This is a genomic window from Pseudomonas sp. N-137 (assembly GCF_034555295.1).
GTDB lineage: Bacteria > Pseudomonadota > Gammaproteobacteria > Pseudomonadales > Pseudomonadaceae > Aquipseudomonas > Aquipseudomonas rhizophila.
The window spans coordinates 203,372-223,116 of sequence record NZ_JAXUDQ010000004.1 but is presented as its reverse complement, the minus strand read 5'-3'; the positions used below and the strand labels follow the sequence as shown (position 1 = coordinate 223,116).

At 55.8% G+C, this 19,745-nt stretch carries 12 protein-coding genes and 3 tRNA genes; 13 read left to right on the top strand and 2 right to left on the bottom strand.

Translation table 11 applies throughout. The annotated features are described in order from the left end of the window. Nucleotides 1-3 precede the first annotated feature (3 nt). Both T3A99_RS01420 and T3A99_RS01415 read left to right on the top strand, forming a co-directional pair. Nucleotides 4-80, top strand: a tRNA-Arg gene (locus T3A99_RS01420). Between the two features lie 72 nt (nt 81-152). Next, nucleotides 153-229 (top strand) — tRNA-Arg (locus T3A99_RS01415). 40 nt (nt 230-269) lie between these two features. Here the strand turns inward: T3A99_RS01415 and T3A99_RS01410 are convergent. Then, nucleotides 270-773: a cell envelope protein SmpA gene (locus T3A99_RS01410; protein ID WP_107321726.1), complete on the bottom strand. Its 504-nt coding sequence runs from the start codon at nt 771-773 to the stop codon at nt 270-272. 322 nt (nt 774-1,095) lie between these two features. Here T3A99_RS01410 and mgtE point away from each other — a divergent pair, with 322 nt between their 5' ends. Further along, the gene (mgtE, locus tag T3A99_RS01405; RefSeq protein ID WP_047228773.1) at nt 1,096-2,538 is read left to right on the top strand and encodes a magnesium transporter; all 1,443 of its coding nucleotides are present in this window, start codon (nt 1,096-1,098) and stop codon (nt 2,536-2,538) included. A gap of 121 nt (nt 2,539-2,659) precedes the next feature. Here mgtE and T3A99_RS01400 read toward each other — a convergent pair whose 3' ends face one another. Beyond that, a complete protein-coding gene (locus T3A99_RS01400) occupies nt 2,660-2,986 on the bottom strand; it encodes an Arc family DNA-binding protein (RefSeq protein WP_160893181.1) in 327 nt (108 codons plus the stop codon). 524 nt (nt 2,987-3,510) lie between these two features. Between T3A99_RS01400 and T3A99_RS01395 the strand changes: the two genes are divergently transcribed. The 10 genes from T3A99_RS01395 (at nt 3,511) to T3A99_RS01350 (ending at nt 19,730) form a co-directional block, all read left to right on the top strand. After that, nucleotides 3,511-3,587, top strand: a tRNA-Arg gene (locus tag T3A99_RS01395). A gap of 356 nt (nt 3,588-3,943) precedes the next feature. After that, nucleotides 3,944-5,650, top strand: coding sequence for a ShlB/FhaC/HecB family hemolysin secretion/activation protein (locus T3A99_RS01390; RefSeq protein WP_322833875.1), 1,707 nt, complete (start codon nt 3,944-3,946; stop codon nt 5,648-5,650). A gap of 39 nt (nt 5,651-5,689) precedes the next feature. Beyond that, complete coding sequence (locus T3A99_RS01385; protein ID WP_322833874.1) at nt 5,690-14,959, top strand: hemagglutinin repeat-containing protein; 9,270 nt, start codon at nt 5,690-5,692, stop codon at nt 14,957-14,959. Next, nucleotides 14,956-15,474 (top strand): hypothetical protein, encoded by a 519-nt coding sequence (locus tag T3A99_RS01380; RefSeq protein ID WP_274089907.1) that lies wholly within the window; start codon nt 14,956-14,958, stop codon nt 15,472-15,474. The genes T3A99_RS01385 and T3A99_RS01380 overlap by 4 nt, the downstream gene beginning before the upstream one ends. Before the next feature lie 503 nt (nt 15,475-15,977). Continuing rightward, nucleotides 15,978-16,271, top strand: a complete 294-nt coding sequence (locus T3A99_RS01375) for a hypothetical protein (RefSeq protein WP_274089906.1) — start codon at nt 15,978-15,980, stop codon at nt 16,269-16,271. 395 nt (nt 16,272-16,666) lie between these two features. Continuing rightward, the gene (locus tag T3A99_RS01370; RefSeq protein ID WP_274091131.1) at nt 16,667-16,903 is read left to right on the top strand and encodes a hypothetical protein; all 237 of its coding nucleotides are present in this window, start codon (nt 16,667-16,669) and stop codon (nt 16,901-16,903) included. Beyond that, the gene (locus T3A99_RS01365; protein WP_274091130.1) at nt 16,887-17,495 is read left to right on the top strand and encodes a hypothetical protein; all 609 of its coding nucleotides are present in this window, start codon (nt 16,887-16,889) and stop codon (nt 17,493-17,495) included. Before T3A99_RS01370 ends, T3A99_RS01365 begins: the two co-directional genes overlap by 17 nt. A 141-nt stretch (nt 17,496-17,636) precedes the next feature. Continuing rightward, nucleotides 17,637-18,191 carry a hypothetical protein gene (locus T3A99_RS01360; protein WP_274091129.1) on the top strand — a complete coding sequence of 185 codons (555 nt, stop codon included), beginning with the start codon at nt 17,637-17,639 and terminating at the stop codon, nt 18,189-18,191. After that, nucleotides 18,188-19,045: a PoNe immunity protein domain-containing protein gene (locus T3A99_RS01355; protein WP_274091128.1), complete on the top strand. Its 858-nt coding sequence runs from the start codon at nt 18,188-18,190 to the stop codon at nt 19,043-19,045. The genes T3A99_RS01360 and T3A99_RS01355 overlap by 4 nt, the downstream gene beginning before the upstream one ends. 109 nt (nt 19,046-19,154) lie before the next feature. Next, nucleotides 19,155-19,730, top strand: coding sequence for a hypothetical protein (locus T3A99_RS01350; protein WP_274091127.1), 576 nt, complete (start codon nt 19,155-19,157; stop codon nt 19,728-19,730). Nucleotides 19,731-19,745: the final 15 nt, after the last annotated feature.

The window sequence follows — 19,745 nt, the reverse complement described above, 5'->3', positions numbered from 1 at the left end:
AATGCACTCGTAGCTCAGCTGGATAGAGTACTCGGCTACGAACCGAGCGGTCACAGGTTCGAATCCTGTCGAGTGCACCATTTAAGAGTTTTTTGCAGTGATGCAAATAACTTGGCTTCAACCAGTTGTGATCTGGTATAAAACCACAACTTGCACTCGTAGCTCAGCTGGATAGAGTACTCGGCTACGAACCGAGCGGTCACAGGTTCGAATCCTGTCGAGTGCACCAAACACCAAAAAGCCCGCGTTTAACGCGGGCTTTTTGCTGTCTACGATTTGCCTTTCACGCACCCTTTCTCATCGAACACGATCTCTGCGCTGCGACCTTTTTTCGCTTTGTAGGTATATCGCGTGCTCGAATTCCTGATTTTGACCGAGTCGGGTCTGCCCAGGGCGCTTTCCACGTCCTGCTGGCTCATGCCACTGACGACTCGCTGGTTCATGATCGCTTCGCGGCGTTGCCTGGCATTGAGCAGGTTGCCACAGCGGTCTTCGAGTTGGCCGACAACAGTCGGTTCCTTGCGGTTGGCTTTGTTGCCGAATGTTTGCCGAAACTCTGCTTCGGGCAGCATGGCCTCTGTCATTGGCTCGGCCCTGCCCGGGCTGGTCGGATGGATCTGCTGAAGTGACAGGGTTTCTTCCTGTCGGCAACTCAGGGTGGTAAAGGTCACGTGCCCGGCGGTATTTTCGCAGCGATGCACGCTTTGCCCGGCAGCCCCCAAAGGCAGGCAGGGCAGGGCAGCGAGTAAAAACAGGTAGCGACTGACGAGCATCCTGACGTCCTCCTTGACGGTGAAGAAAAGAAGGTTAGCCGCTACATTTTTACCGGGGCGTGTGTTTTCTTTTCAGGATAAGTCGTCGTAGGCATAGAGGTTCAATCTGCGTTCAGGTATGTCTCGCAAGCGCTTGTTCTTGCCATGATTTTTTAACGTTTTAAAGCGTCAAGCGGTGTATGATTGCGCCCGTCAGCCCCGCCGGGGCTTGTGGAATATCCCATGGACTTACCCAGTAGTTACTCAATATCTCGTTTTACCAATCATGAACTGACTGATTGATCCTTCCGGCGTGCTCCACTGCTGGGAGTGGAGTTCGCCTATGACCGAAATAGAAGTAAAGAAAACGCAGGAAAGCCTTCAGGATCGCCTTGCTCAAGTCGTTGAGCTGCTGCATCGCCAGCGGGTGGTCGAAGACCTGACGCATCGCCAGGAAGGCCCGCATCACGACCTGGTCGAGAACCTGGTCCACCGGCAGAATCTCGTCGAGCTGCAACGCAAGCTCGATGACCTGCACTCCGCCGACGTCGCCTACATCCTTGAAGCCTTGCCGCTGGAAGAGCGTCTGACGGTCTGGCAGTTGGTCCAGGCGGATCGTGACGGTGACATCCTGCTTGAAGTGTCCGACTCGGTTCGTGAAACCCTGATCGCTGACATGGATGATCACGAGCTGCTGGCGGCGGCCAAGGAAATGGACGCCGACGAACTCGCCGACCTTGCGCCCGAACTGCCACGGGACGTTATCCACGAACTGATGGAAACCCTCGACGGCCAACAGCGTGAGCGCGTGCGTTCGGCGTTGTCCTATGACGAGGAGCAGGTCGGTGCGCTCATGGACTTCGAGATGGTGACCATCCGTGAGGATGTCAGTCTTGAAGTGGTATTGCGTTATCTGCGCCGTCTCAAGGAGTTGCCGGGGCATACCGACAAGCTCTTTGTGGTGGACTACGACGGTGTGCTTAAGGGCGTGCTGCCTATCAAGCGATTGCTCGTCAATGATCCGGAAAAGCAGGTAGCCGAGGTCATGGCCAGTGATCCGGTGAGTTTTCATCCGGACGAAGATGCCTACGATGCGGCCCAGGCGTTCGAACGTTACGATTTGATTTCTGCGCCCGTTGTCGACAAGAACGGCAAGTTGATCGGCCGTCTGACCATCGACGAAATGGTCGACCTGATTCGTGAGGAGAGCGAAAGCGAAGTCCTCAACATGGCCGGTCTGCGCGAAGAGGAAGACATCTTCGCCTCGGTCTGGAAGTCCCTGCGTAACCGTTGGGCCTGGCTGGCGGTCAATTTGATCACGGCTTTCATCGCGTCCCGGGTGATCGGCTTGTTCGAAGGCTCCATCGAGAAACTGGTGGCCCTTGCGGCGCTGATGCCTATCGTTGCGGGGATTGGCGGCAACTCCGGCAACCAGACCATTACCATGATCGTCCGCGCCATGGCGCTGGACCAGGTCAGTACCGGCAATACATCGCGATTGATGCGCAAGGAACTGGCCGTGGGCTTGATCAACGGTCTGGTCTGGGGTGGGGTGATCGGCGTGGTGGCGTACTTGCTATACGGCAGTTGGTCGCTGGGAGTGGTGATGACCGCCGCCATGACGCTCAACTTGTTGTTGGCGGCCTTGATGGGGGTATTGATTCCCATGACCCTGGCTCGAATGGGGCGTGACCCCGCCATGGGGGCCAGCGTGATGATTACCGCCATGACCGACAGCGGCGGATTTTTCATCTTCCTGGGGTTGGCGACGATTTTCCTGCTCTGATTCGCGCTTCAAGAAAGCCCGCCAATTTGGCGGGCTTTTTCGTGGGCGCCGGAAATCTCTGTCACCAAATGCCAGGCAAAAAAAAGCCAGCACAAGGCTGGCTTCAATATCTTGGATGCTATCAGGACGCGTCTGCGGTCATTTCTGCGTCATGGGCAATCAGCGAAACGAGAGCGTTTTGCTGGCGATGAGAGAGTTGTCGGAATCGTTGAAGCAGCTCGCGTTCATGCAGTGACAGCTCTGGGCTGTCCAGTCGCATGCTGAGCTCTTCACCCAACGCACCTTCCTGAATAAGGCTTTGCTCAAGGCGCGCGATGATTTCGGAGTTCATGCTGCGGTGATGATTGCGAGCCACCTCGGCAATGCGTTCCCGCATTCCGTCTGGCAGACGTACGACGAACTTGTCAGCCGTACGGCTGGAATAAATTGCCTGTTTCATTGGGCGCATATATTTAACCGGTTAGTTCAGGGGAGCGGTTCTCGGGATTGGCCGCAGGATGTCGATAGGACAAGCCCCTTAGCCAAATGTTCAACCTGAATTGTTAAGAGGCCCGCATCATGCCTCAAAATTGCCAGATCATTGGCGCCAATTCTGTGACAAATATTGATCCGCGTAAAGGCGTTATGCCAGTACCCTTCGTCAAAAATGCGGACTGGTTGGAAAAAATTCCAGGTCCGCATCTTGTGACCACTGCATCGTGTCGATGTGCCATACCGTCTGGCGGATAACCATGACGCAGGCGGCGGCGCGATGCTGTCCTTGTATTGTATAGGATAGTGGCGATTTGCCGATTTACTAGAATGAGCAGGGTGGGCCAGATGAGCGGCGGTCCGGTCCAGGCTCTTCGATGGGAGACTTGGCGAACGGTACATTTGCCTACACTTAAAAAGCCATGGACGACATGACAAACGCCAGGCTGACCGTTAACATGCACGCCGTCCAACGCACCGCGTTTCTCGTGGTCGACTTGTGTCTCAGTAGCTCAATTGGATAGAGCATCCCCCTCCTAAGGGGAAGGTTGGCAGTTCGAACCTGCCCTGGGACACCATCATTCTCCAGCCCTCCAGTGGTTTGCCTCTCTTGCGCCAAATCCCCTTGGTCGGTACGGGCGTCGATTCCTTCATCGCGAAAAAATCCACCCCGTACAGGTCCGACCAGACGATTTCTGTCGGTGCTTTCTAATGCGTCCTGTGAGACACGTCTCTTTTTTGAGCAGAAAGTTTCCCCTCCTTTGAACCGAAGGCGATATGCCGGGTCTGGTGTGCGCGTAGTTTTGCGCATTAGTAGCGTGAGTATTTTCGGAGTCAGCCTGGACTTTCCGGCGTTCCCCGAAATGAGAAGACCGATTTCCGGTGCTTTGTCTGCTCGCCAGTTTGCTGCCATTTCCGTATCGAGGGATCGAACATGTTCTCACCCGCCCATTGGGCGAGGTCGTGCCTGGCTTTGCTGTGCCTTTCTCCGCTAACACTTGCCTACGCTGCGCCGACACCCGGCGACACGGACCTGATCCGCGAACGCCAGGATCGCTTGCTCGAAGAGCAGCGTCGACGCCTGGAAGAACTCAAGGAATTGCCTGGCAAGGCGGCGAAGCCGACTCAGCCGACAGCGCCTGTGGATACCCGTTGCTTCCCCATCAAGACCATCGAAATCAAGGGCGCCGACAGTCTTTCGGCCAGTGAGCGCGAAAAACTGCTCAAGCCCTATATCAACCAATGCCTGGGCGTGCCACAGCTTAATGAGCTGCTCAAGGTCATCACCGATTACTACCTGGAAAAAGGCCTGGTCACCAGTCGTGCCTATTTGCCGCAACAGGACCTGTCCAGCGGTCATCTGCAAGTGCTGGTCGTTGAGGGCCGGCTGGAAGGGCTGAAGGGTGCCGAGGGCAGTGGCCTGTCCGAGCGGGAACTGGCCATGAGCTTTCCCGGCAAGGCGGGCGATTTGCTCAATCTGCGGGACATCGAACAGATGGTCGACCAACTGAACCGTTTGCCATCCAATCGCGTGCAGATGGAGTTGGCGCCGGGACAGGATCTCGGTGGCAGTGATGTGCTGGTCAAAAACACCCCGCAAAAGCCTTGGCGCGTTGGCCTGGCGCGGCATAACGATGGCCAGAAGAGCACCGGCGAACAGCAATGGGGCACCTCCTTCGACTGGGACAGCCCGCTGGGCCTGGCCGATCAACTGGCCTTGCGCGGCGGCCACGATGCCGTCAGCGATCATCAGAAAACCTCGCGCAATGCCATGCTCTATTACAACCTGCCATTTGGCTGGTGGAACTTGAACTACAGCTACAGTCAGAGCGAGTACCGCGCCCTGGGCCAGGCCAACGGCTTCAATTTCAAGCAGAGCGGTGACAGTCAGAGCCATCAGGTGCGCCTGGAGCGGGTGGTCCATCGCGACGCGGTGAGCAAGACTTCGCTCAACACCGGCTTGGCGTACCTGCGCACTAACAACTTCGTCAACGACAGCAAGCTCGGTAACAGCAGCAATCGCATCAGCGAGGCGCAGTTCGGCATCAACCATGGACGACGGGTCGGCAATGCATTCGTCAACCTGGACCTGGGTGTACAGCAAGGCATCGGCGCTTTCGATGCCCAGGGCGACGACGATCCGGGCCCCGGGCAGGCCGACGCCCGCTACCGCAAATACACCGCCACCCTCAGCTATTTGCAGCCCTTCATGCTGGGCGGCGAATCCTTCAGTTTCAGCAGCCTGATGACCGGCCAGCGCAGCGAGGATGCGCTATTCGCCTCGCAGCGCATGAGCCTGGGCGGACTGGCGTCGGTCCGAGGCTACAAGGACCAGACGCTGTCCGGCGACAGTGGTGGTTACTGGCGCAACGACCTGCGCTGGAGCCGCCCGGTGACGCTGGAGTGGCTGCGCCCGGTGTTCGCCGAGTACGGCACCAGCCTTGGTTATGACGTGGGGGTGATTCGCGGTAATCGCTACAACGGCGACCAGCACGGGCGCATGTCGAGCAATTCGGTGGAGTTGTTCGCCCGCGGTGAGCACCTGACGGCCAGCGTGACCTTTGCCCACTCCTTGGAACGCCCGGATGCCCTGACCGAGCGCGAAGCGCCGATCTATTTCCGCGTGGATTCCTTTTTCTAAATACAGCCTTTTTAAAAACTGCTGCAACGAGACTTGATCATGGACGACCGTCAATACGCCTTCCTGGCCCGCCAGCCTTCTGCTGCCGTGCAAACCCGCGAGCACTTCTGGGGCATGCCCAAGCGCGGCCTGGCGTTCCTGTTGGCCAACGTCATGTTCTGGCAGCCGATGTGGGCCCAGGCGGGCGGCATCGTGGTCAGCGCCCCGGGCACCAGCCTCGGCCAGGCCGGCAATGGCGTGCCGGTGGTCAACATCGCCAAGCCCAACGGCAGCGGCCTGTCCCACAACCAGTTCAAGGATTACAGCGTCGGCAGCAACGGCGTGATCCTCAACAACGCCACCAACGCCGCCCAGTCCACGCAACTGGGCGGGATCATCCTCGGCAACCCGAACCTCAAGGGCACGGCCGCCAAAGTCATCCTCAACGAAGTCAACGGCGGCAACCCGAGCCAGCTGCGTGGCTACACCGAAGTGGCGGGGCAGTCGGCCCATGTCATCGTCGCCAACCCTTATGGCATCACCTGTAATGGTTGCGGGTTTATCAATACCCCGAAGGCGACCCTGACCACCGGCAAACCGATTATCGAAAACGGTCAGTTGAGTCGCTATCAGGTCGACCAGGGCAGCGTTGCGATCGAAGGCGCAGGCCTCAACGCCAACAACGTCGACCGTTTCGAAATCATCACCCGCAGCGCCAAGATCAATGCCGAGATCCAGGCCAAGAATCTGACCATCGTGGCTGGGCGTAACGACGTTAACGCCAATACCCTGAACGCCACCGCCCGTGCGAATGACGGCAGCGCGAAACCAGAACTGGCCATAGACTCCTCGGCTCTGGGCGGCATGTACGCCGGGGCGATTAAGCTGGTGGGTACGGAAGCCGGGGTTGGCGTGAAGCTGGACGGCAAGATGGTCGCCAGTGGCGGTGATATCCAGCTTGATGCCAATGGTCATTTGAGCATGGCCGAGACGGCTGCCACCGGCGCCGTCGACATCCAGGCCAAAAGTGTGGAAGCCCGCGGCCAGGTGTACGCCGGTAGCCGTCTGGACGTGAAGACCCCGGGTGACCTGACCAGCCAGAACAACCTGGTGGCGCGCGACAGCATTCGCCTGGACAGCGGCGGCACGCTGAGCAACAACGGGATTATCGAAGCCGGGGTCAACGCCGATAACAGCCGCAATACCACAGGTGATGTCACCCTCACTGCCAAGCAACTGAACAACGGCGGCAGAACTGTCATCGCCAGTCGCGACTTGAATGTCACGACCACGGCGGCGCTGAACAACCAGGGAGGTACGCTCAGTGGGCAGCGCAAGACCACCGTCACCGGCAGCATGGTGGATAACCGCAGCAAAGGCCGCCTCCTCGGCGGCACCGAACTGCACCTGAACGCCGATCAAGTCCTCAACAGCCAGGGCGGCCTGATCAATAGCCAGGGCCTGCTGACTGCCAACCTGGGCCACCTGGAAAACAATGCAGGTGAACTGTCGAGCCTGAACAACGCGACGCTGATCCTCGGCAGTCTGGACAACCTGACCGGCCTAGTCATGGCCGGCAAAAACCTCGACATCACCAACACCGGCGCGATCAAAAACCAGGGCGGCGAGCTATCCAGCCAAGGCATCATGACCGTGCGCACCGCCAGCCTGGACAACCGCAGCAAAGGTACTGTTGCCGCCAATGGCAAGCTGGTGGTCACGGCGACCGGCAAGGTCAACAACGCTGACCAAGGCCTGATCGCCAGCCGCAGTGCCGGCGTCGAGCTTGAGGCCTCCAGCTTGGATAACGCCAAGGGCACTTTGCAGGGCAAGGGCTTGGTCACCGTGGATGTATCCGGCGATATCGATAACCAGGGCGGTACGATCATCGCTCAAGACGCCGACCTGAACATCGAAGCGGCCAAACTGGACAACCGTGGTGGCGTGCTCTCCAGCGTCAAGGCTGCCCTGGAGGCGCGCACCACTGGCGTGCTGAGAAATGGCTATGACCTCGATGGCCAGGGCGGCACGATCCAGGCCCAAGGACTGAACATCCGAGCCTTGGCGGGGCTGTTCAACGACGGCGGGCGCATGGCCGCACAAGCGGGCGATATCGTGATCACCAACGCGGCTGCGGATATCGACAATCGCCGCGGTGGAATGTACGCCACGGGCAAGGTCAAGGTCATTGGCCGGGACATGGACAACAGCGGCGGCGGGCAGGTCAGTGCCAATCGCATCGACTTTGATCTTTCGGGCGCGCTTAACAACAGCGCCGGCATCATCGAAAGCCAGGACAGCCTGGATATTCTCGCCGCCAGCCTGAGCAACCAGAAAGGCCAACTGCGCACCCTGGGCCAGAACAGCACCACGGTATTCAACATCGGTGGCCTGTTCGATAACAACGACGGCACCCTGGAAACCGCCAGCCAAAATGTCGGCCTGGACACCAACAGCCTCCAGAACGTCGGTGGCAAGCTGTTGCACACTGGCCTGGGCGTGTTCGGCATCAGCCAGGCCAACCTGGGACAGGCCGGTGGTCAGTTGGTGACCTATGGCAACCTGACGGTGACGGCTGATCGCTGGACCAACAGCACGGCGATCCAGGCCGGGCACCTGGTCGTGGATGTCGACCAGTTGACCCAGACCGCCACCGGCCACCTGCTCAGTACCGACAGCCTGGTGGGCCGTGGCAGCAACTGGCACGTTGACGGCCTGATCGGCAGTGATGGGACCATCGACCTGCAACTGACCGGCGCCTATACAGGCAACAGCCGCTTGAGCAGTCTCGGCACCTTGGGCCTCAAGGCCGCGCTGATCAATCTGGAGCAAAACGGCAGCATCGCGGGCGGTGGCAACACAACCGTCGTGGTCGATGGCGTCCTCAACAGCTACGGTCGCCTGACCTCGGCGGCGGACCTGAGCGTCACGGCCGCCACGCTCAACAACTATGGCACGCTGGGCAGTACCGGCGCGCTGGGTGTAATAACCGGCGACCTGCTCAATGAACACGGGTTGATCTTCAGCGGCGGCAATACCAGCCTGCGCGTCAATAGCCTGACCAACCGCTATGCCGATATCTACAGTCTGGGTGATCTGAGCATCGATCGCGACGGCCTGGGCACGCGTGCCAGCCGCATCCTCAACAGCTCCGGCTCGCTGCAGAGCAACGGCAACATGCGCCTGGCGGCCAGCACCATCGACAACGTCCGCGAGGTCTTGACCACCAACGATGCAGGCATCTACACCGCCTCGATCAAGGAAGTGGCCTGCATTCCAGGTGATTGCGACGGCCCCAAGCAAAACCACGTCTGGCAGATCATCCAGCGCGACAAGTTCGAAGTCACCGCGGCCAGCGCTGCCTCCAGCATCACCACCGGTGGCAACCTGGACATCCAGGGCGACACCCTGACCAACCGGAGCAGCAGCGTCGGCGTCGGCGGTGCATTGACCGCCAACCTCGTCAGCCTGAACAACATCGGCATCGAGACTGGCGAGATCGAAACCTCGCGCACCTTCAGGTCCGAACGCACGCGCCGCCCGGGTAGCTGGCGCGCCGCCGCCAATGACTTCACCAACAAATACTGGTTGCAGAGCCCAGGCTACAACGCCAATGACCTGGGTGGCCTTGAAGCAGCGATGAGCCGCTTCATCGGCATGACCGAGACCGAGCTGCTGCAGTTTCGCACCCAAACCAGTACTACCGATAACCAGACCTATGCCGCGATTATCCAGGCCGGCGGTGCCATCGACATTCCTACCCAGGGCGACGTCAACAGCGGCGTCGTGCGTGGCGGCTACAACTACGTTGGCGCTGGCCCGCGTACCGACACCCAGGCCGACAACGCCTTCTCGACCCGTATCAGCGTCAATCGGCAGCTACCCCCGAACCTGACCCAGCAACAAGTCGATCCGCTGTCCTTGCCGGGTTTTGACTTGCCCACCGGGCAAAACGGCCTGTTCCGCATGAACGGCGACGGCTCGGCCACGCCGACCCAGAGCACGGGGCTGACACAAGTGCGTGGCCTGCCGGACCGTTCGTTCCAGGCCAACCCGCAAAAATACCTGATCGAGACCAACCCGGCGCTGACCGACATGCGCCAGTTCATGAGCTCGGACTACCTGCTGACGAACCTAGGCTACGATCCCGACGTCGCCGCCAAGCGTTTGGGTGACGGCTTCTACGAACAACGCCTGATCCAACAGGCGGTGATAGCCCGCACCGGCCAACGCTTCCTCGACGGCCAGACCTCCGACGACGGCATGTTCAAGTACCTGATGAACAACGCCATCGCCAGCAAGGACGCTCTTGCTCTGTCCCTGGGCGTCAGCCTGACCGCCGAACAGGTTGCGGCCCTGACCCATGACATCGTCTGGATGGAGACCCGGACGGTGAACGATCAACAGGTATTGGTGCCGGTGCTTTATCTGGCCCAGGCCAATAATCGTCTGGCGGCTAATGGGGCGTTGATTCAGGGCTCAGACGTCAGCCTGATTGCTGGTAAGAACCTGAACAACGCGGGCACCTTGCGTGCGTCCAGCAACCTGAGGGCGACGGCGGGCGACAGTCTGGTTAACAGCGGGTTGCTGGAGGCGGGGAATCGGCTTGAGGCGTTGGCGAGTAAGGATCTTACCAACCGGGCTGGCGGGGTTATTGCTGGGCGGGATGTCAGTGTTGTTGCCGTGGCGGGTGATTTGACCAATGAGCGAACCATTACCCGGCATACCAGCAGCACCGGCTACAAGACTGAGCAACGCGAATTTGCCGACAGTGCGGCGCGGATTGAGGCGAGTCATGACCTGAGCGCGGGCGCTGGGCGGGATATCGCCAATGTTGGTGGTGTGCTCAAGAGTGGTAACGACACTACATTGCGCGCAGCCCGAAATATGAACATCACCGCCGCCGAGCAGGTGGACAGCCATACGCAGAGCAGCAAACATCGAGACCAGACCATTACCCAGAATGGTTCTAGCGTTACGGTTGGGCGTGATCTTCAGGCCGCTGCGGGCGGTGACCTCAACGTGATCGCCAGCCAGGTCGAAGCCAAGCGGAACTTGGCCATTGTCGCTACCAAGAACTTGACCTTGGGGCCCGCGGCGAATGAACAGCATTCGTATGGCCAGAGCAAGAAGGTCAAGAGCATCGAGGATCATGTCCAGCAGGTGTCCACCACGCTCAAGGCGGGCGGGGATGCGACGCTGAGCGCGGGGCAGGATCTCACGTTGGTAGCGAGTACGGTCAACGCGGGGAATGAGGCGTATCTGGTGGCGGGTAACAACCTCGCCCTGAGGGCCGCTGCGGATCAGGACTACAGCTTCTACAGCAAGACCAAGAAGTCTTCTTCCGGGAAGAAATTCCGGCTGGATGAAACGGACAGCACCACCCAGGTGGGCAGCCTGGTCAGTTCTGGCGGCAACAGCACACTGGTGGCGGGAGAAAACCTGCTGTTGGCGGGTAGCGCGGTGACCGCCGAGAAAGGTGCGACGAAATTGGTCGCAGGCAAGGATGTTCAGATTTTTGCCGTGACGGATTCCGACAGCGCTCGACATGAGCGTAAGGAAAGCAAAAGCAGTTGGGGCGGGTTCAAGTCGAGCAAAGTCCAGGACAAGGTCGACGAGAAACGCACCACGGCGGTGGGCAGCATGGTCTCGGGCGAGACGGTCACCGTCGCGGGCGGCCAAGATGTGAAAGTCACGGGCTCGTCTCTGGTCAGTACCGGCGACCTGAGCGTCCAGGCCGGGCGCGACCTGACCATTGATGCGGCACGCAATACCTTCTCGCGCACCGATATGCACAAGGAAAAGAATCGCGACCTGACAGGCGTGCTGACCGGTAACAAGCTGGGCCTGGATGACATGACGGGCAATCAGCATCTGTTCATCAACAGTCAGAAGCACAACGGCACGGCTACAGAAACCACGCTTACCGGCAGCACGATCGGCTCCAGCGCCGGCAATGTGACGCTTACGGCTGGGCGTGAGTTGAGTGTGGTGGCCAGTGATTTGGTCAGTACCAAGGACATGGCGCTTACCGGTTCCAACGTGACCATCACCGCTGGTGACGAAACCGCGCGGCAAACCACCGAGGACAGCTCAAAAAGTTTGGCAGTTGGGCGGGTCATTGGCGGTGCTATCGTCGACACTGCAAGGACTATTCGCGACGCGTCCAAAGCTGCGAAGAATGCCGATGACCCTCGACTCAAGGCAGTAAAAATCGCCCAGGCCGCCCTGGCGTTTTACAACCTGGGTGGTCAGGCCTCGGATGCCAACGGGCAGAGCTCTGGGTTCAAAAACAAGCAAGGCGGCACCCCCAGCAATGGTTCACTGATCAAGATCGGTACCGAGCTGGCCAATACGCGCAGCAAAAGCAGCAGTGAGTACAACAGCCTGACGGCGAAGCAAAGCACCCTTAATGCCGGTCAAGAGCTATCGATTGTTGCCACGGGGGACGCGGCGGGAACCCAGGGTGATATCCAGATAACCGGCAGCAGCCTTAAGGCTGAAAACACCTTGTTGCTGGCTAAAAATGATGTGCTGCTGAAAAGTGCACAAGACACCGTTGATCGCAAAAACGACGGCTCCAGCAACAAAACGGCCATTGGTGCCAGCTTTAATATTGGGGAGCAAAACGGCTTCACCCTCGACCTGGGGGCCCAAGGTGCAAAAAACATGGGTAACGGCAAGTCCGTCACCCAGGTCAATACCACGTTGGATACCGGATTGCTGTTGTTGCAAAGCGGTCGCGACACCACCCTCGAAGGCGCCCAGGTCCGGGCGGACACCATCAACGCGTCGATTGGCGGCAATCTGAATATCCTTTCTCGCCAGGACACGGAATCGTCGAAAAGCAAGCAAAGCAGTGGGGGTATCGGCGCGAGCATTTGCGTTCCGCCGTTCTGCTACGGCGCCATGGTCGCGGGTTCGGCGAGTATTGCTGCAGCCAACATGAACAGTGACTACAAGGCCGTGACCGACCAGAGCGGGTTGTTCGCTGGCTCAGGTGGCTACGACATCGATGTGGGTAAAACCACGACCCTGCAGGGCGCTGTGATTGCCAGCGAAGCGTCCGCAGATAAAAACCGCCTCAGCACGGATCGATTGATCGTCAGCGACATCAAGAACACCAGCGAGATCAAGAGCCAGTCTGCGGGAATCGCCATCTCGGGCAGCACTGGTGGTGGTAGCCCCTCAATGGGCGGCAGCATCCCAGTAGCCCTTAAGGATAAAGATCACAGCTACACCCGTAGCGCTGTCAGCGAAGGCACGATTGTTGTTCGTAACCCCGAGGGCGCGAATGACTTGGTGGGCCTGAATCGCGATACCGCCAACGCCAATCAGAAACTGGACAGGCCTGATGAAGAGGCCATGCAGGAGCGTATCGATCTGATTCAAAGCTCGGCGCAATTGGCCAGTGGAATTATCAGTACGGTGGCGAAGGCAAAGGCGGATGAGGCCAAAAAGCTCGACGATCAAGCGAAAGCACAAGTGGAAGCTGGCTCGCCCGATGCCGCCGGGGCGGTACGGGCCGCAGAAGTCGCCTATGTCGAGTCCCAGCGCTGGCAGGTCGGCGGTGACAAGAAACTGATGGCAGACATTGCTTCAGGATTGATTGCTGCAGGGCTGGGTGGCGCTACAGGGGGAACGGCGGTTGGTATTGTTGCCAACACCGCCTCCAGCGATATTTTCCACAAGATCGGCGACTACGCCCAAGCGCGCGCGACCGACCCGAAATCGGATGCAGCTACCAGAGCTGCCTGGGCGGAGGGTGGTGCGGCGCGGGTGATGCTGCATGCACTGGCAGGGGCTGCGATAGGGCTTTCCAGCGGCAATGTGGAAAGTGGGGCGCTTGGGGCTGGTACGTCAGCGGCGCTGATGCCGTACATTGGCAAAGCCCTCAGCGGCACAACAATGACAGAGGCTGACCAAGATGCCCTCGCTTCGCTGATTGCGGCGGGTGTCGGGGCAACGGTTGGATCGAGTAACGGCACTAGTGGCTTGGTCGTGGCTGGAGGCACGGCTAATGGCGTTGAGGCATTCAACCGACAGTTGCACAAGCAGCAAGAAATTCCTGTTCTGGAGAAAAAAGCTGAGGAACTGGAGAAGACCTTAGGTCAACCGGGTTCCAGTTCTCGTTGGATCGACTTGTTGATGATAGCGGCGGGTGGCAGCGTCGATGCCGCCGACGCTGCACGATTGAATGAATTGTCTCTGCAGTCTCAAGGGAATGACCCGGAGTCCCGGCGTTTTGCCGAGGATTTAAACTTCGCCAAAGGCGTTGTTGCTCAATTAGCGGCACAGAAAATCCCATTGACGTGGAGCAACGGAAGCCAAATTGTCGCGAATGGCGAGAAGGTTTTCGCGTTCGGCGCAACTGAGAAACAATTCAATGATTCAACGTTGTTCAACGCGGCGGGGTTGTATGGCCCCGGCGCGGTGTATGAACAATGGCGTCAGTACGGGCAGGAGCAGACGAGCCAGCATTCGGGTGAGATTGCAAAACTGTCGAGCTATGACTCTGACGTAGAGGCCGCTGCGCAGAGGCTGTCGGTTTTGGCCGGGAAAGGGATCGTGACCGTTTCGCCGGAGCTGGATGCAGCGATGCTGGTGATGCCAGGGGCCAAGGCTGCGAAGACAGTCCTTGAAACAATTCTTGAGAGGATGGCGGCGAAAAAAGCTGCGGGGGGATTAGAGGCTGAGGCTATTGTTGGTACTGGAACTGTCGCGGCAGTGAAAAATGCCCTACCGGCAGGCTATCGTGAAGGCGGTTCAGCAGGAGCTGCTTTTAATGAGACGGGAGGTTTACCAGAGGGTTATCGCCGAGTCATCAATACCAAGACGGGTAACACGGAGGTTTTGGCAGCGGATGGCAAACTCTATTTTGAGACGAGTAATGGACTGACGCCGAAGGCGGGGGGGAATCTTGCTGGTTTGGTTGAAGCAGAGAAAAATATCGCTGGTGCAAAAGCGACGGCGACTGGCAGTGGACCAGCCAAGGGCTTCTTAGAAGTCAGTGATGCATATTCATCCTCCAAAGCTGTACAAGGGCTGAATAATTCCAAACCTATTGATTTCATCTACGATCCAGTGAGTCAGCGATTCATAATGGGGCGAAATCAATTTGGGCATGATGGAGTACTAAATGCTGGAAAAATCCCTTCGTCTGATGCCATTGTTGGAGGCGGGATCTGGAAAGAAAACGGAGTGCTTCGGACCTATGAGTGGAGTGGACATTACGGGATGAACTGGACTCCCGAACTTCGTAAGCAGTTCAAAACCTTTATGAGCAGTCATGGAGTGAATGTTACTCATACTCCGGGGATAGCAAGATGACGGATGCACTAAAAGAAAAGCTATTGATGGAGCTAGTTAATCTAGACGCTCCATGGGTAAAAAAAAATGAGTACGCCTCTGAAGGAGGGTATTTGAATTGGCTTCCTGTAGCAGAATTTTCTGACGGACGTTTTCTTTTAGGGTTAACTAGCAAAGGGCTTTGGGCTAGATCGACAGAGTTTGCTGTTCAGACAGTCGCCGATGAAGCAGTGTATGTGTTTTTTCTGCCAATACTAGAAGAAGCCCCAGAAGTGGTACGCGACAAGATGGTTGGCGGCCTTAAGCGTTATGGGCTTTCGCAAGAGTTCATGGATACATTCCCTTTTGAAAAAATTGTTGTGACGGGTCTTAAGAGTCAGAGCGAGTACTGGTCTAATTTAGCATTGAAGTGGGTTTTGTTCGTCCCGCGATCTAATAGTTTGAAAGTCGAAGTGGAAGCATTAAGTAAAGCTGGAGAGACTCAAGAAATACGACACGCGGCTAGAAAAATTATTAAGCAACTAAAAGTTTGCTAGAAAGGAAAAAGGGGGCAGATTTATTTTGTGAGGCGCAGAGGGGAGCTTATTGGTTTTGCTATGTTTATAAATAAATCTGTCCCCTTTTTAGTAATGGGCTTGTATTTTAACTCGGTGGGTTTGAAAGGCTATAGTTTTTATAATGAGGCCGCGAATGAGAGGAAGTATATTTATTAGTGCGGTGGTGCTGGCTTTTTCATTGTTGGCTATCGTGTGGGGGGTGAGTGCTTTTCTTGCGATGATAGTTGCGGTGTTAATTTCACTGTTACTTCAGACTGATTCAAATTGGGTTTTTATTTGGGTCGGGTTCCCTCTGTCATGGATATTTGCATTGTACTGGGTTGTTACTCGTTGGGACTACGTTAAGTCTTTTATCTCCGGGCGGGGGGGTAGCGTATGAGAAAAGGGGGGCAGATTTATTTGTGTACTCAGTTCTTAAATAAATCTGTCCCCTTTTCTCTGGTCCGCAACGTAGACGGCGCTAAGACGGAGGTTTGGTTGAAATGGTTAGGGAAGTAGAGTTGGCTGAAAATAGCAATCTGGTAAATGAAGTTATTGGCTTTGTAAATAGTGGGCTGCTCTTGAGTTCTGTCAAGCAAGTTGTTTTGGAGAATGCCCAAATTGCTGATCTTGATGCGGCAAAAAAATATGCGTGGGTTCAGGTTTATGGGGAAGAATCTTTCACCTGGTCTGACTTAAGATCTGAGAAGATGAGTGAGGTTTGGGATATGGTTTACGGGGGGGCGAAAAATATTCTGAGATGGATATTAAATTATCCGAACTTTTGGATGAGTTGAGTAACTCAGTTCAAAAGCAGCTCTCCCCGAAGCATAGAGAACTATTGGATGATATTGTCTCGGATCTAAAGTGCTGTCTATATAGTCGAGCTGTTCAAGGTAAGACGAATGATTTTTTTGAGGGAATATTTTCTACCTATCTAAAAGGTGGATGGCCGTGTGGGTGGGCGGGTGACTGGCCCAGAGGCCATCTACTTGTCTATCGTGACGATACAACAGATACGGGGGGGGGGGGGGCGACGCCTAAGACCCCTCACAGATATAATGAGCAAAAAGGAGCAAAAACAGGAAAGGGGACAGATTTATTTTTTAAGCGTAAGCGGGGCTGATGTTCTGCTTCTAAGTAAATAAATCTGTCCCCTTTTTTTGCAAACAGACGGACTGATGGGGATGTAGTGGTTTTTGAAGTGGATGCATCTTTGCATAAGGAAATCATGGCTTCGGCGATTCAACAAAAGCCGATGCCGAACGTACCTAGGGACCCTAATGCTCCTAAAATTGTCGATCCGGGTAAAGGCGAGCCGAGTATCTCACTAGAATTACCTAAGCTATGGGATCGTCTGATTGAGCAAAACTTTTCGAAAGCGCGGGTGTTAACAAGTAGGGAGTTTGTTGATGAATTTGGTAAATGATTTTGACAGCCTGCTTGAAAATATTTTCGAAGGAAGGAAGGACTTGGCTGTGTTTGTCGTTGGCGGTAGGTGCTATTACCTCGCAGATGATAAAGAAAATTTTTGCGTTGATGTAAGACCTGAGTATCGAGGGTATGTTGAACGCGGTGTTATGGATGGTGATCTTTATGATGCTGCCATTTCCGCGTTTAGAGGTGGCGTCCCGGTCCTAGATATTAATACATTTCAACGTTACCTAGATAATAACGGGGTTAAAGTTTACTCTTCTGCTTGGATGGGTGTTTTTTTTAAATATGGTCACTCCGTTGCCTATTTTGCTGAGTTCTATAGACATATAGAAGACGTTTTGTCTGGTCGCGCAGAAGCTCGTCTGGCCGAGTGGGATAAGCTAAGGATGAGGCTGCCTCGATTCTACATAAATCTTGATAGTAGGATATTTCAACATGTTGATTGGGATAGGTCGCATGAGTCTTATGTCCCTTCAGATTGGAATGCAAAAGCGTCTAGTGAGTTCGGAGAGTTGATTCCGAGTGAGAAAAAATATTGGATAGTGGATGGAATGGATTTTTGGCGCTTGCAATCTCAGGGGTAATTCTGAGGTAGTGAAAATGACTGGAATAGTGAGAAAAGGGTAGTGAAAAAAGGGACAGAATTGAATGGCACTTACTTAACATGTTTGGGGTGCCCATTTATTGATCGAAAGGGGACAGATTTATTTATGAGGTGAGCAGGCTTGTTGGTTTGTACGTTGATAAATAAATCTGTCCCCTTTTTTGGTATCTTTGGTCCCGATGGCCAGCCGATGATGGATCTGGCAGTTTTAACCAAACAGCAGAAAAGCGTCATGGGTGATTTGTTTGGCGAGCGCTCTGTTCAGCAAATCGTTCCCGAAGGACAGAAGCTTGCACGGGTTCCGGGGATTGGGGAGACGGGGATCGATGATCTTTATAAGGTGGATCGCCCGGATGTTGACTATGTTGTTATCGAATACAAGTTTCTTAGTAACAACAAAAAACCGGGGTCATCAGGGCTAGGTAATACTCAAGATGGCAAGCAAGGCTCCGTAGCGTGGACGCTTGGTGGTGATCGTTTAGAACGGTCGGTTGGACAAGATCAGAGCTTGGAGGTAGAAGCTGCTGTTCGGTCGAACCGCGCTGAAACTTGGGTCGTCAGAACTCGTCCCGATGACTCCACGGAGGTCGAGGTGCTGGATGCGCGTGGTAAAGTCAAATCAATAGACACTTCTAAGATATTACCCTCAAAAAATTTGAACGGGGTTCTTCCATGATTCGTGCACCGATGGGTGATAAAGAGTATTGGGACAACCGTCAGGTAAAAGATCTGCAATGGATTGAGCGGGCGGATCTAATGTTGGCAGAACCTTCCGCGAATCCCGAGTATGGAGCGCAGTTCGCATTCAATTTTGCGAAGCACTGTTTACGTGCAGGTATTAGGGTGTATTCCCGCGGTGGTGATGTTGGAGAGATGGCCAGCTTTTTTCCTCGGATTTTAGACGCTTGGGAGCTCTCCAATCGCACCTCCGAAGAAATCTGTGCAGAAAACAATCTCCAGACTTGCCGAGACTGGACCTTTGAGCTCGCAAATTTAAACCACTATATCTGGTGTTTCTGGTTGGTGAGTCTGGCGCTCGTTCTTGAAATTCCCGACGACCAGTGGCTTCGTTTGGTTGCGTTGATAGGTGAGGGTGGGCAGGACGTTCTGCTTGATCGAGTCATGGCGTCTCGTCAACCAGAGCGGCCGATTGGGGAGAACCTCCTGCATGCCAAACCCTACGCAAGGCTGCTCAAGGCCATTGACGCGCCACAGGCGCAGCAAGCAACGTTGTTACTTGCTTTCGTAAAACATTGGTATCCAGAGCTGAACCGGCGCGGTAAACAGCAACCGTGGTGGTACATCTATGGTGATCCAGTAAAACATCCGCTTGAGATGGGAAGCTATTTTGGTCGTTGGTGTTTCGAGGCGGTCGCCGCCGTGAAAATCTTTGGGCTTGATGATAGTGACTGCATCGGACATGAACACTATCCGGGAGATTTACTCCATCCCAGCGAAGAAGCTGTTCCAACACCTGAGCCAGTCGCCAAGCCTAGATGGTGGGCAAGGTTGTTAGGACGTTCAGGTTAAGCGATGTCCAAATTAGTCATCGATTACTAGAACGTGGTCATCTCCATTCCGCTTTTGTCGAAAGTACTTCGATGGTCTGTGGTCATTCAAATTTTGCAGGGAAGTCATCATGAAGAAAACCACCTTTTTAGTTCTAGCCATAGCCCTGGCAGGCTGTCACTCAAACGTTAGGGACTCCTCGCCAAGCCTGCTCAAGGATGGCGTCCAGTTGCAGCAAGCCAAGGTCGTCGCTGACGCGGAACACGCCAAGATCATCATGAAGGCGACAGGATTCACCCACCCGGTGCAATTCTCCGTGCGGCGCAGTTCCGATGCGGACCAACGTGCCGAGGTCTTGGGAACCGTGGTCGATTCCGGTCGTGGCAAGGTATTCGGCTGGATCGCCAAAGTGAACGAGGTTGCCAACAGCGCCACCGTAAAACGTTTCCCCCAGCTGGAGGTGCAGGCTGACCCCGGGCAGGCGATTGAAGTGATCGGTGAATCACGGGTCTACGACTCGAACTACTACCGCTATGCCGAAAAAATTGTTTATGCATGCGGCCCTATGAGTTCCACCTTCAAGCCCGAGAAGCAAAAGGTTTACCTGGTGGAGTTCGTGATCATTGGGGCAGGTTGTGAGCAGCATGTCTACGATGTCACTCAGCCACAGGAGCGTATTCCTATTGCGAGTGCCCAAGGGCACTGAGTCCGACCTGAGAAG